At 68.6% G+C, this 12,891-nt stretch carries 15 protein-coding genes and 1 pseudogene; 13 read left to right on the top strand and 3 right to left on the bottom strand.

The window, feature by feature from the left end; all coding sequences use genetic code 11:
- Positions 1 to 298: 298 nt before the first annotated feature.
- Both AB0389_RS35215 and AB0389_RS35220 read left to right on the top strand, forming a co-directional pair.
- Positions 299 to 2,200 (top strand): DUF87 domain-containing protein, encoded by a 1,902-nt coding sequence (locus AB0389_RS35215; protein WP_366399642.1) that lies wholly within the window; start codon positions 299 to 301, stop codon positions 2,198 to 2,200.
- Positions 2,201 to 2,316: 116 nt separating this feature from the next.
- Positions 2,317 to 3,123, top strand: a complete 807-nt coding sequence (locus tag AB0389_RS35220; protein WP_366399643.1) for a hypothetical protein — start codon at positions 2,317 to 2,319, stop codon at positions 3,121 to 3,123.
- 102 nt (positions 3,124 to 3,225) lie between these two features.
- Here the strand turns inward: AB0389_RS35220 and AB0389_RS35225 are convergent, their stop codons facing one another.
- Positions 3,226 to 3,792, bottom strand: a complete 567-nt coding sequence (locus AB0389_RS35225; RefSeq protein WP_366399644.1) for a hypothetical protein — start codon at positions 3,790 to 3,792, stop codon at positions 3,226 to 3,228.
- Between the two features lie 371 nt (positions 3,793 to 4,163).
- Between AB0389_RS35225 and AB0389_RS35230 the strand changes: the two genes are divergently transcribed.
- From AB0389_RS35230 to AB0389_RS35280, 11 genes are all read left to right on the top strand, one after another.
- The gene (locus tag AB0389_RS35230) at positions 4,164 to 4,691 is read left to right on the top strand and encodes a DUF6879 family protein (RefSeq protein ID WP_366399645.1); all 528 of its coding nucleotides are present in this window, start codon (positions 4,164 to 4,166) and stop codon (positions 4,689 to 4,691) included.
- A 30-nt stretch (positions 4,692 to 4,721) separates the two neighbouring features.
- Positions 4,722 to 5,573, top strand: a complete 852-nt coding sequence (locus AB0389_RS35235; RefSeq protein ID WP_366399646.1) for a helix-turn-helix transcriptional regulator — start codon at positions 4,722 to 4,724, stop codon at positions 5,571 to 5,573.
- A gap of 94 nt (positions 5,574 to 5,667) precedes the next feature.
- Positions 5,668 to 5,856, top strand: coding sequence for a hypothetical protein (locus tag AB0389_RS35240; RefSeq protein WP_366399647.1), 189 nt, complete (start codon positions 5,668 to 5,670; stop codon positions 5,854 to 5,856).
- Entirely contained in the window at positions 5,853 to 6,260 is a 408-nt protein-coding gene (locus tag AB0389_RS35245; RefSeq protein WP_366399648.1) for a restriction endonuclease, read from the top strand. Before AB0389_RS35240 ends, AB0389_RS35245 begins: the two co-directional genes overlap by 4 nt.
- A gap of 215 nt (positions 6,261 to 6,475) precedes the next feature.
- Positions 6,476 to 6,916 (top strand): hypothetical protein, encoded by a 441-nt coding sequence (locus tag AB0389_RS35250; RefSeq protein ID WP_366399649.1) that lies wholly within the window; start codon positions 6,476 to 6,478, stop codon positions 6,914 to 6,916.
- A gap of 344 nt (positions 6,917 to 7,260) precedes the next feature.
- Positions 7,261 to 8,196: a hypothetical protein gene (locus AB0389_RS35255; protein ID WP_366399650.1), complete on the top strand. Its 936-nt coding sequence runs from the start codon at positions 7,261 to 7,263 to the stop codon at positions 8,194 to 8,196.
- A gap of 211 nt (positions 8,197 to 8,407) precedes the next feature.
- Positions 8,408 to 8,620, top strand: a complete 213-nt coding sequence (locus AB0389_RS35260; RefSeq protein ID WP_366399651.1) for a hypothetical protein — start codon at positions 8,408 to 8,410, stop codon at positions 8,618 to 8,620.
- Positions 8,614 to 9,111 carry a GNAT family N-acetyltransferase gene (locus tag AB0389_RS35265; RefSeq protein WP_366399652.1) on the top strand — a complete coding sequence of 166 codons (498 nt, stop codon included), beginning with the start codon at positions 8,614 to 8,616 and terminating at the stop codon, positions 9,109 to 9,111. Before AB0389_RS35260 ends, AB0389_RS35265 begins: the two co-directional genes overlap by 7 nt.
- 187 nt (positions 9,112 to 9,298) lie before the next feature.
- The gene (locus AB0389_RS35270) at positions 9,299 to 9,802 is read left to right on the top strand and encodes a hypothetical protein (protein ID WP_366399653.1); all 504 of its coding nucleotides are present in this window, start codon (positions 9,299 to 9,301) and stop codon (positions 9,800 to 9,802) included.
- A gap of 395 nt (positions 9,803 to 10,197) precedes the next feature.
- On the top strand, positions 10,198 to 10,386 hold the full coding sequence (locus AB0389_RS35275) for a hypothetical protein (protein WP_366399654.1): 189 nt from the start codon (positions 10,198 to 10,200) through the stop codon (positions 10,384 to 10,386).
- 156 nt (positions 10,387 to 10,542) lie between these two features.
- Positions 10,543 to 11,913 (top strand): hypothetical protein, encoded by a 1,371-nt coding sequence (locus AB0389_RS35280; RefSeq protein WP_366399655.1) that lies wholly within the window; start codon positions 10,543 to 10,545, stop codon positions 11,911 to 11,913.
- A 164-nt stretch (positions 11,914 to 12,077) separates the two neighbouring features.
- Here the strand turns inward: AB0389_RS35280 and AB0389_RS35285 are convergent, their stop codons facing one another.
- Both AB0389_RS35285 and AB0389_RS35290 read right to left on the bottom strand, forming a co-directional pair.
- A complete protein-coding gene (locus AB0389_RS35285; protein WP_366399656.1) occupies positions 12,078 to 12,452 on the bottom strand; it encodes a hypothetical protein in 375 nt (124 codons plus the stop codon).
- Positions 12,453 to 12,518: 66 nt separating this feature from the next.
- Positions 12,519 to 12,797, bottom strand: a pseudogene (locus AB0389_RS35290) (helicase associated domain-containing protein); the annotation flags it as partial.
- Positions 12,798 to 12,891: the final 94 nt, after the last annotated feature.

Below are 12,891 nucleotides of genomic sequence, written 5' to 3' on the forward strand. Positions count from 1 at the left end.
TTTGTGACGCTCCGTGCCTGATCTGAGGGGGCTCGCTTGGTGGCCATACACCTGGATTTCTCAGTGGCCTCGGACTCGTTGACCAGAAAACGGGTGCGACGTGTCATGGGCACGCACCGTAAGGCGCGCCACTGACATGTCCTTGCCGTGGTCAGCGCGCTGCCACCTCGTGTTGGTGTCCACAGAGCGCAGTTCGGGGCCCGCTTTTCGCCGATCTCTATCCACAGGGTTGGGCTTCTAGAAATGGGGGTGTCCGCTTCCGGGTGTGAGGTGCCTGGACGCACACCGAAGGGGCACCATGGCACAGACGAAGTTCGACAAGCAGGTGGAAGAGACCGCCGAATCAGTGGCGTTCGGCATCGGCCGGTTCCTGGTCGGCCGCCCCATGGACGGGGAGCGGAAGACGGACGCGACGTTCTGGCGCAAGGGCACCCGCGTTCTGCCCAAGGTCGAAGGCAAGGTGTTCCGCTCCTCCTACCGGGCGGGGTGGCAGCGCCTGACCTTCCGCGTCGGCGGTCTGGCCGCGACGGGCGGGGGCGGTTACTGGGCGCTGTGGGAGAACCAGGACTCCACCTTCGCCACGGCGCGCGACGTGTGGGAGAACCCCGACCCCGCCATCGTGGCTGCGGAGACGGGCGGTATCGCCGTCGCTTCGGCCGCGGCGGCCGGCGGCGTCGCGTACGGGCTGCTGACCCGCAAGCGCCGTGAGTTCATGCGCGAGTGGGTGACCCCGCTGCACGAGGCGCTCGCCGTGCCGCTGGGCATGTCGGAGCTGACCGACCCGCGCCGCTACCTCCATGTCCCGCGCAACTTCTCCGACGACGATGCCCAGATACGCATCGACGTGCCCACCCACATGCGCTTCAACGAGGACCTGGTCGCCGACCTCATCACCAAGAAGCTCGCCCTGGAGAACGTCTCCTTCACCTGGCGCCGCGCGGGCAAGGACACCCACGTCGTCATCAAGAAGCGCCTGGCCCCGCCCAAGATGCTGCGCCTGTCCGACCCGGGCGTGAGGGAGGTCCTGGCGAAGATGCCGGAGTCCGCGCCGCTCATCGGTCTCGGGGCGGGCAAGAGGAAGGTCTCCGTCGACCTGGACGCCGACTCCCCGCACGTCCTGATCTCCGCAGGCACCGGCGGCGGCAAGTCGACCATCCTGCGCGCGATCTGCTGCCAGTTCATCCATAACGGCGCGCACGCGTTCGTCCTCGACTTCAAGCGGATCTCCCACACCTGGGCGCGCGGCGTGCCCGGCGTCACCTACTGCCGCGACATCGCCGACATCCACGACGCCCTGATCCGTCTCGCACAGGAAGGCCGACGCCGACTCGGTCTCGCGGAGCGGCTGGCCGACGATGTCCTGGAGCGCGAGCCGTGGCGGGTCGGCCCCCGCCTGGTGATCCTCCTCGAAGAGGTCAACGCGACCATGGCGCAGCTCAAGCGGTACTGGGCGAAGATCCGCGAGTCGGGCGATCCGAAGACGTCCCCGGCCATCGACGCGCTCGCGGAGATCCTTTTCATGGGCCGCCAGGTCCGCCTGCACGTGCTCCTGGTCGCGCAGTCCGCCACCGCCCGCGCCATCGGCGGCCCGGAGATGCGCGAGAACTTCTCCACCCGGATCCTGGTCCGCTACACCCTCAACGCCTGGCGCATGCTCGTGCCCGAGGTCAGCCCCATCCCGATGCCGACCGAGCATCCCGGCCGCGTCCAAGTAGTTACCCGCGGCCGCGCCCAGGAGACGCAGGTGCTGAACCTGTCGAACGCGGAAGCCCGCGAGTGGGCGCTGTCCGGTATCCACTCCAAGGGCACGACGGGCCTGTCCCTGCACAAGTCGTCCGCTCCCGCCGCCCCGGCCGACGACTTCGCCGATGCCTGGAACACCAGCGCCCCCGAGCTGCCGCCCGCACCCGACATCGAGCCGCTGACGGCCAACCGGGACCTCCTCGCCGACGCCTGGAGCCTCACCCCGCCCACCCCGGCCCCGGCACCAGACCCGGCCGACGCGGTGGTCGGACTGCGCAAAGCCCAGCAGGACCACCTGCCGGAAATCACCCTCGCCGCCCTGCGCTGGGCGCGGGCCAACGATCCGGACTTCCCCAGCTCGGTCGACAAGCGCGGCGCCGAACTCCTCTACCGCGTCGGCGACCTCAAGAAGTGGGCCCGCAACCGGCCCCGCGCCCACGCCACCGACTCCGGCTGACTGTCCCGGCCCGCCGACGTCCGCAAACCGGCCCTGTCCGGTTCGGACGACACGATCCCCCCGTCTGGAAGAACACCCGGTTCACCAGGCACAGCACAGAAAAGGAACACCGAACCATGACGAAGACCACCACCACGGCGCTGCGCCTCACCGACCTCGCCGTCCGCGAGCAGCTGGAAGCGCTGCCCGCCTCCCTCGTCCTGATCGGCTTCACCCCCGACGGGCAGCCGGTCTGCGTCGACCTGGACGCCGAAGGACCGCACGTCCTGGTCTGCACCGGCACCGGCTCCACGACCATCCTGCGCACCCTGACCGCCCAGCTCCTGCACCACGGCTCCCACGCCCTGGTCCTCGACCTCAAGCGGGTTTCGCACCGGTGGGCCAGCGGCGTGCCCGGCGTCACCTACTGCCGCGACATCGCCGACATCCACAACGCCCTGGTGGGCCTGCGGGCCGAATTCCAGCACCGGCTCGACCTCATCGACCAGCACGGTGACATCGACGACCTCCCGCGCCTGACGCTGGTGTTCGAGGCCGCCGACAACACCCTGCACCAGCTGGCCCGCTACTGGGACACGATCCGGGAGAAGGACGACCCCAAGACGTCCCCGGCCGTCGACGCCCTCGAGTACGTGCTCTTCGTCGGCCGCCAGGACCGCATCCACGTCCTCGTCAGCTCCCAGCGCGCCAACGGCATCCTCGGCGCGGGGCGCGAGAACTTCTCCACCGTGGTCCTGGGCCGGGTGACCACCCCCACCTGGAAGCGCCTCGCCCCGCAGATCCACCCCACCCCGGAGCCCAACACCCAGTCGGGCCGCGTCCACGTCGTTCAGGGCTGGAACGCCCACCCGACGCAGGTGCTGCTCCTGACCGACGACGAAGCCGCCGCCGGGATCACCGCCACGGAAACCGAAGAGGACTGACCGCCCCGGAGCCGGACACACCACGAGCCCCGGGGGATCAACATCCCTCCCGGGGCCCGGCGTTATGGAGTCGCCCCGTCCAACGACGGCGCGACTCCGGCGTTACGTCGCGGCCAGCTCCGGGACTTCGAGCGCTTCGGCGACCTTCCGGGCCATCGCGGCCACCTCCGGCGGGAACCGGTCCAGCGACCCGAGGTCGTCGCACAGCCTGGCCCGCAGGCCGTACAGGCACGCCATCGTGAACAGCACCTCCGGAGCGTCCTCGGGCTGCTGCGCCTCCTCCGCCTGGCGCTGCCCGCGCCCGTACATCGTCCGCACCGCCCCGATCTCGTCACTTCCGGCGGGCGCTTCCTTGCCCAGCAGCCCGGCCAGATGCGCCCGGTCGTGGTCCTCCGGCCCGTCGGCGCGGCTGTGCTGCTGACTGATCTGGAGGTAGCTCTGCAGGGTCTCCGGGTTCACGCCGACGTGCTCGCAGTACGCGGCGATCAGCATGGCCACGCAGTCCATGGTGTCCGCCGCGTCCGTGGCCCGGTACAGCGTCATCCGCTTCCAGTCCATGGCGACGTCGGAGCCGGCGTAGTTCATGACCTCCTGGCAACGCTCGACTGCCTCGGACGTGAGCTGGTTGACCGCGCGGCGCATCGGCTCGGGCATTGGGGTGTGTTCCATGGCCGCACGGTAGAGGCGCCGCACCCCCGGACACCGCAGTCGCGGCGCCTGCTCACCCGGACGGACCAGAGACGCCCTTGACGCCGACTCCGGCCTGCGGGACGGTCGGTGCGCAACTACACGCAACTGGCTTTCTCCGGAGGCGATCATGGCGTTACTTTTCTTCGGGACGGACCCGAACTCGGGTGGAGGGAACTGCCCTGCGGTGTGGGTGGACCCCGACACCGCGGAAGGGGTGGAACTGGTTCTGCAGGGCAAGGTCGCCGACGCGGTGACCCGGGCCGCTTGCAGCCAGGACAGTCCGCCTGCGGATGACGAAGGGGTCATCCGGATCCCGGTCCGGATGGTGGATCAGATCAGGAGGGCGTGTGATGCCGCAGAAGCCGCCGGTCCCCAGCTTTGAGGACCTGCTCGACTCCGCCCGGCAGCACGCTCTGCACCTGGAGCTCCGCGACGTCTACGCCGTGGGGGAGGAGCGGGAGGTCTACGACGCGTTCCTGCGCGACGGGAGCGTGCCCGCGGACGACTCGGAGTACTGGAGCGGGTGGCTGCCCCTGGTGGAACGGACCGTCGCCCGCGGGGTGAAGGTCCACCGGGCCCGGATCGTGTCCGAGCCCGTCACCGACTACATCCGCTTCGAGCACGCCATCACCGACGCCAACCTCCGCGCCGGAGAACAGGTCCGCTGGCTGCCCCGCCGCCGCGCCTCCACCCTCGCCCTGCCGGGCAACGACTTCTGGCTCATCGACGACCGGGTCGTGCGGTGGAACATCTTCTCCGGCGACGGCGAGGCCATGGAGCCCGACCACACCGAGGACCCGCAGGCCATCAAGCTGTGCGTGGAGGCGTTCCGCTCGGTGTGGGACCTGGCCACCGACCACGCCGACTACCGCATCTGACCGACGCACAACCCAAGGGCCACGCACCTCATGACGACCGCCTCCCCATCCTCCAGCGCTCAAGGGGCCCGCGAGGCGCTCGCCGTGCGGCTGCTGCACCTGCGCAAGGACGCCGGCCTCACCGGGAAGCACCTCTCCGCCCGGTGCGGCTGGCACCCCGCGAAGACCACCCGCATCCAGAAGGGCGCGGTCCTGCCCTCGGACGCGGACATCCGGACCTGGTGCGCGGCGTGCGGCGCCGACGACCAGGCCGACGACCTCATCGCCACCGCCCGCGCGGTCGACTCGATGTACATGGAGTGGCGCCGCCTGCACCGCAATGGCATGCGCCAGGTCCAGCAGGACTGGTACGCCCTGCACGAGCAGACCCGCCACTGCCGGGTCTACGTCTCCAACGTGCCCCCGGGTTTCCTCCAGACCCCGGCGTTCGCGACCGCCCTCATGAAGCAGATCACCCGCTTCCAGGGCACCCCCGACGACGTCGCCGAAGCCGTCGCCGCCCGGGTCGCCCGCTCCCGCTTCCTCTACGAGGGCGGCCACCTCTACGTCGTCCTCCTCGAGGAGTCCGTCCTGCGCTACCGCACCGCCGCCCCCGACGCGATGCGCGGCCAGCTCCGCCACCTCCTGGCGGTGATGCCGCTCGCCTCCGTCTCGCTCGGCATCATCCCGTTCACCGCGCAGCGCACCGTGTGGCCGCTGGAGGCGTTCTACGTCCACGACGACACCAGCGCCGTGGTGGAGACGCTGACGGCGGAGATCAAGGTGACGCAGCCGCGTGAAGTCGCCGACTACGCCAAGGCGTTCGCTGGCCTCTCTGAGATGGCCGTCTACGGCGACGACGCCCGCGCCCTCATCCAGGCCGCGATGGACGACCTGGAGTGAACTTCCGCAATTTCCCGCAATCTCGTTGAGGAACGACCGGCGGTCTCCGTAGCGTCGAACGACACCGACGCACCCAGCAACGGAGGCGGTGCCCATGAACGCACCCACACCCCCCGGCCCCGCACCACAAGGCCCCGGCCTTCAGCCGCCCGACTACGGCCGGCCTTCCCCGGCGCTGATCACCCGCGCCGACCGCGGCTACGCCCGCTTCCTCGCCGCCCCGGTCCCGGACGCCGGCCCCGGCGGCCACGACCAGGACGACGACGCGGCGGGTACCCGATGACCGGCACCTACGCCGTGCTCTACGACCCCGACGGCCTGATCGAGGCCGAACTCCCTCTGGACCGCGCCCCGCACGAAGCGCTCGTCACTGCCGTCCTCGCATGGAAGAACCCGGACCTCGAACCCCGCGACTATGAGCAGATCGCCCTCCAGCTCACCGGGCACGCCCGCGCCGTCGCATCCGACGTCCGGCGCCACGCCGCCGCCCTGCCCAAGAGCGACGGCCGCGGCGCCCTCGCCGAAGTCATCCTCCGTGAAGCCGACGGCCGCCTGTCCGTACCCCTCCAGGGCACCGCACGCTGCGTCCAGAACCGCGCCCGGCTCGTACGGGCTCTCTACACGCGGCTGGATCGCCTCACCGAACCCGCCCACCACGTAGTTCGCCGGGGCCGGCGGTTGCCCTGATCGTGTAGTTCTGTAGTCCGGCAAGGTGAATGGCTGCACTTGTCGCCACCGTGCTCGCTATCATCTGCATGCGGCAGGTCAGCGTCTGCCGGTGCCCTGCCGTACTGCCCACGCCAGACGGCGCCTTGTGGCCAAGGTTCTCCGAATCACGCAGCGTCCAGAGACACTCGTATGCGGGTCGCAGGCGTGGGGGAGCGGCCAGTGCAGGAGTGACTGTGACGACCAACAGGGCACGGAAGCAGGCAACACGGACCCGTGCACGCCAGGAAGAGATTCCCTACTCGGAAGCACGGCGTCGAGGAGAGGAGCAGGAGCGCACGAACCAATCCGCTGCTCTTGCCGACTTGGCCAGGTGCGAGGCCGGAATCATCCGCGCGAAAGAGACACACGACCGTGAGATGCTTGAGGCGGCTACGCAGTTCGCTGAGGCGTATGGCCTGGATGAAACCCACATGACCTACTTCCGCCTGGCAGTGCGGTACCTCATCAAGGCAGACGAGCCTTACAACGCCGGAGCGATCATGCACCGTATGACGCGCGAACACATCGAGGAGTCGATGGCCAGCGTGCGTTGTGTTGCTCCATCCGTGCTGGCGACGATTCGGCCACTGGTCGAGTACATGGCTGAGAGCCACAACAAGACAGCGGAGGATTAACCGCGAGATACCGGCGGGGCCGGCGCCGGTACGCAGTCACCAGGGGAGCGCCCCTAGATCCCCGGCACTACACGCACACCAGTACGATGCCGCAGCTCAGAACCCCCGGGCATCGCACCTGTGCGTGTAGGTCCTGGGAGCGGTGCCGCTGGCCCCAGACAGCGAAGGACCCCGGACCGCCCCGCGTCCGAACTCCGTCTTGGCCGCCTCGGCCTGAGCCCGTACTGACTGCCCGCGATGAGTGTGCTCCTACTGGCCAGCGGGAGCACTTCCGCTCCCGGTCCCCGGTGTCAGTGGTGGGTTCTACGCTTGTGAGCTCGCATCACCGAGCAAGGAGCGGGTCCATGGCCATCGACTTTGTTGTCCTACATGAGCCGCTTGTGGAGTGGGTCCACGAACAGACGGCCGCAGACTCGACGGAGTACGTGACGATCACAGCCTTCGGCGAACAGCATGGTCTCGACGAACAACAGTCCTTCCGCCTCCTACTGACATGCAAGGACTGGGGCCTGTTGAGCGATCGCTGGGCCACGATGGATGATCCAGCAGCCAATCTGACACCACAGGGACTGCAATGGGTCCAGGAACGCCACCGCCGGCGTGCTGACCCCCGAGCGCGCAGTGCCACGGCCCGCAAGGGCCTGCTGACCTGGTTGTGGGAGCAGAAGAACGATGGCGCGGGCTATCCCCTCGTGCAGGGCGTTCTCCGGTCCCCGCACTCGCTCCACGAGGGGGAACGAGTGGCACCGCAGGAGATCGACCGTGCCAGCGCCTATCTCCACGCCAAGGAATTGATCAGAGGAAGCAAGACGGGTCAGACCGAAGGGCCCGTACGGGCTGAGATCACGGCGGAAGGGCAGGACTGCGTGGAGCACTTCGACGGCGACGTAAGCGCGTACGAGCGTCGCAACAGCACCGGCAACACGACGTTCAACATCGGGGAGAACACGGGCAACATCGCCGCGAACAGCCGTGACTTCACCATGAACGCCACGACCAACAAGGACGGGATCGACCCCGCGGCGGTCGTCATGCTCGCCCGCGCTCTGCGCCAGGCCGCACCGATCCTGCAGCTACCGGAAGACGAGTTCATCGAGTTCACCCAGCTCGCCACACGCATCGAAGCCGAGGCCGCCAGCGACTCGCCCGACCCAGGCAGGCTCCAGCGGTGGGGGACTTCCATCATGGGCATCCTCAACTCGCCCGTCGTCAGCGGAGCGCTGGGAAGCGTACTCGCCGCCTACACAGGGATCGTTCTGCCGGGCCTACCTCCTGCCTGAATCGCAACTTCACGAAAGCAGGCGGCGGGCCTCGGCAGCACTTCCCGGGGCCCGCCGCCTGCTTCGTCACGCTGCAGCCGTTCACCCCGGCCCCGAAGGGAGAGCCGGTCCTTGGGCGGCGTGGCCTGGTGCCGTCTACCAGTCGTTGGGTGCGTTGCCCACACACGCGGCTGGCCGGCCTTCGTTGTTGCGGCCCCAGTGCGGTTCCTCCATGTTCTGGTGCTGGACCGGTCGGCGCCCCGTCATCTACGACGACGACCTGGACCGGCTGGAGAAGCTGGCCGTCATCGCCCGGGGCATCACCACCGCGCTGCGCGACGCCCGGCCCTGGCCCTTCCCCGAGTTCGAGGACGCCATCACCGCGTGCCTGGCACCCGACCCCGCAGACCGGCCCACCGCGAAGGAGCTGACCACCGCATGGTGACCCTGCGCCTCCTGGCCCTCGACGACGCGCCAGCCCTCACCCGCATCTACAGCGGGGCCTCCGTCCGGTACACCACCGGCAAGCCCCTCACCCTGGACCAGGCCCACGACAAGATCAGCAACGCCCTCGCCCGAGCCGCCGAAACCCCGCGGGCACAGTGGAGCTGGGGCATCCTCCACGAGAGCGACCTGATCGGCCTGATCTCCCTGCGCCGACGCACCCCATCCATGGGCACCATCAGCTACATCTTCCGGGAAGACAGCTGGGGCAACGGCTACGCCACCCACGCCGCCCACCAGGTCGTCACCGTCGCCTTCACCACTGCCGGCCTCACCCGGCTGGAGGCCATGCACCACCCCGACAACCCCGCCTCCGGCCGCGTCCTGACCAAGGTCGGCTTCACCCGCGTCGGGACATCCGACCGAGACACCGAAGCGGGAACCGTCCCCTATGAGCTGTACGCGCTGGAGAACCTGCGGCAGCTGAACTAGCGCGCACGACGGCCGTCTCCCGATCGACCGTTGTCGGCCCATGAGAGGCGTCAGCGCAGGTACGGTCAGCTTCGGCACGGAGACGGCACACCACGAGGACCCAGGGGGACCAATGGGCGTGGAGAACGGATCGCAGAGCATCCCGTGGGGCGGCGAGTGGCGACGCCACCTCCGCTCGGATGCCGAGATGGATCTCGTGCGCTCGTGGAAGCGCCGTGTCGAATGCCCGGCCTGCAAGGCAGCCGCAGGGCGGGCCTGCCGCACCGCGGGCGGCAGCCCGACCAGCGAACACCGTGCACGCCGTGATGCCGTCGGCCCCATCCCGTACGAGGAGTGGCGGAAGGAGGGCCTCATCCCGGAGCAGCGGACGTATACGATTCCGGCCGTGCTCAAGGAGTCGGAGAAGGCCCGCACGGACTTCAACGTGGACACCGCTTTGGCCGACGGTGTGGCGGTCGTCCGCATGTTCCTCGCCGAACGGCTCGGGTTGCTCCTCCAGGGCGAGGAGGCCATGGACCGCATCGACGACGCCGTGCGCAAGCTGATCGAGGTCCGCGGCCCGGTGGGGACGGCCGACGTGGTCACCGTCCTCGCTGGCCAAGTCGCCTCGCTGCTGGCTGCGAGCGCCGGCCCCGACGGCGATCCGGAGGCCCTGTTCGACACGGTGGTCCTCGCACCTGCCGATACATGAGGCGTAGATGTCCGGCATCACCATGTCGTACGGGACCGGGCCCACATAGGCTGGGCGAATGCCGAAGGAATCTCCCGCGGCGAAGCGGGCTCGGAAGGCTGCGCTCAAGGCAGCTGCGCGCGCTCGCGCCGCCCGGATCGTCGCAGGCGAAATCCCCGACTACTTACGGCAGCCGAGCACGGGCAGACAGGAGCCTCGGCCGCTCACGCCTAATCACAAGGTGGTCCAGGCACCGCCCGAGCAGCCCGCACGCGCGCTCATCCCTCCCAGGAGTACCCCGCTGGTGCCTCGGGACCGGGAGCAGTACGCGGACAACGCACCGCCGGTGTGGGTGAGGGAAGGAGGCTCCCGTGCCCAAGATGACTAGTGGCTCGGCGAGGTCATGGCATCCGGGGATGACCACGGCCTCGAAGGAAGACATCCAGCACATGCGCCCGAAGCAGCGGAACAAGTACCGCCGCCTCGGGTTCACCTGGACAGAAATCAAGAAGATCGATCGAGCCATCGGCCGCGGCGAGACCACCCTCACCCTCAAGACCACCGCCGGCGAGGTGACGATGGCACTTCCACCCCGATGGCGCTGACCGCAAGACATGTGCCTCTGGTTCTGGCAGGGGTACAACGCAACGCCCTGCCCGACGGCGCGCGGTCCTGGGCCTCGCGCTCCGCTCAGCGCTCGTGGCCCGGTTCTGTCGGTGCGGTCCCGCATGCTTGGAGTTCACCTGGCACGAAGGACAACCATGACTTTGGACTTCAACGCGGACGAACCGGTAGTCGGTCTGGCGCGGCAGCGAGAGCTGATCCGGGCCGTTTTGGGCGCCAGCAGTGCGGACGAGACGCGCTGGCTGGAGTGGAAGTCTCACCACGACGTGTCGAAGCCGGAAGGAGCCTTCGCTGTGTCGAAGGCAATCCTCGGCTTCGCCAACCGGATACCCGACGTGGCGGAGCAGTGGGCTGGAGGCCACGCCTACCTCCTGGTCGGGGTCGATGAGGACGCGATCCATGGAGTTCCGACACACGACATCGAGAAGGTTGACGTCTGGCTGAGGCGCTACCTGGGCGACTTCAGCCGCTACCAGTTCACGTACGTTCCCATGGACATCGACGAGGGCCGACGTCACGTCATGCTCGTCGACGTCTTTCCCCCACGATGGGGCGACCTCATCCACCCCCTGCAGAAGGAATTCGCGAGCTTCCGCCCAGGTGTCGTCTTCCACCGGTACGCCGGGAGGACCGAACCTGCTCACCCTGCAGAGATATACGCGCTCACCGAGCGGGCCCGCAGGGCAGCGAAGCGCGTGAACGTCGAGGTCACCATGACCGCTGGCGCTGTCGGCGTGCTCGCCCCGACCGAGGCCGCCCGACGAACGATCACCGATTTCCTCCGCGACGAGCTGCTGGGCCAGCTGGAGGCCGCAGACCAGAAGAAGGCGGCGGCCTCCAGTCCGTTCGGGGGCTTCACCTCACTCCAGGTCCTGTGGCCTGACTCCCGCTCCCCGGAGGAATTTCGGCAGGAAGTGGACGAGTACGTGAACGACTTCGACCTCGCGATGCAGCAGGCAATGGCCCAGGCGGTCGGCGACGTTGGCACGCCTTTGACTCTCACGCTGACCAACCCCGGCGAAGACAACCTCACGAAGGTCCAGGTCGTGCTGAGTCTCCCCGACACCGTCTCGGCACATGTCACGGCCGACACAGACGAAGAGATCGACTGGCCCTCCCAGCCGGCCAAATACGGGGAGGGCACCATCCCCGCCATCGGCGGCTACCCAGGGGTGCTCGGGGTGCGGCCACCGGCCTACCACCTGCCGTCCCTACATTCCCCGGACATTGAGCGGCAGGATGGCCGCACCATCGTCCGCTTCGCTCCGGTGGACCTTCGTCCCCATGAGACCGTGACGCTGGATCCGATCACGGTTTACAGCAGCCAGGAAGCCGACCCCTTCGTCTCGGAGTGGCGAGCGACGGCGACCAACGTCAGCAGTAAGGTCCAGCGGTCTCTGTCCATCCCCGCTCAGCGCCTCGACCTCGACCTGCGAGAGGTACTTCGTCCCATCTTCGGAGACAGCGACGACAGCGTGGGGGAAGACGAGGACGGCTCGGAACGGTAGGAGCCAAAGCGCGGTCAAGGCCCAGGAGAAGGCCCTGGCTACCTGTGCTCGAAAAGGGGAAGGCCCAAGATTCCAGGGCTTACACACACTCCAGTGCGATGCCGCCGCCCCGGAGACAGCGACGGACCCCGGGCACACCACGCGCCCGGGGTCCTTTCCACTGCCTACTTTTCCTCGTGCGCTTCCACGACCAGCGCGAGAGAAGTCGTGCTCAGTCGTCGTGCCGTGATGTTCTTGTTGTCTTCGTAGCGAGCCATGACGTCCAGAGCCGCCGGCGTCTCGCGAGGTCGGTCAACCTCGCGGAGGGCACGAACGTCGGCGCGTTCAGGCGCGCCTGCGCCGTCGCGCTTGACCAGGACGACAACTTCTCGCGCACTGCACATCTGGTTGTCGCAGTACAGCTCCAGCCGGCCCGGGTCATCCGGGCGGTCACCGGAACTCAGAATCGCCGTGTGCCCGCCGCAGAAGTAGCACGGGAGGTGCTCCGTACCTTGCCGGGCCCACGGCGTTTCACCGGCTTCCCACTCCGTCTCAGCCATCCTGAAACCCCCTCGAGCGCTCCGCAGGCCGGGCGATTCAGCCCAGCCCCACTGCCGCGAGAAACCCTATGCCCAGTCGAGTCCGAGGGTGGCGAGTGTGGCGAGTTTGTCCGCGGTCAGCTTGGCGCGCCTGGTCTTGCTGTTCGACAGGAACACCCCGAGCTTGACCTCCGACCCGTCCGGCAACGCCTCTACGTGGGCCCTGGGGACCGTAACGGACCCGGTGCGGGCCTTGTACTGCTCCAGGGCCGCTACGCCCTTCTCGAAGGCACTCACGGCCGCTTTGGGGGCCTTGGCGGGCCCCGCCTGCTCCGGGGGCAGAGGGACGACGCCGACCGCCTCCAGGTAACGCTCGGAGGGGGGCTTGTTGGTGTATCGCGGGCTTGCTGGCCTGGTGTGTTGTGGGTTCGTTGAGAGAGGCCGGGTGCGCGGTTCCAGC

The organism is Streptomyces sp. NPDC093109 (assembly GCF_040701725.1).
GTDB lineage: Bacteria > Actinomycetota > Actinomycetes > Streptomycetales > Streptomycetaceae > Streptomyces.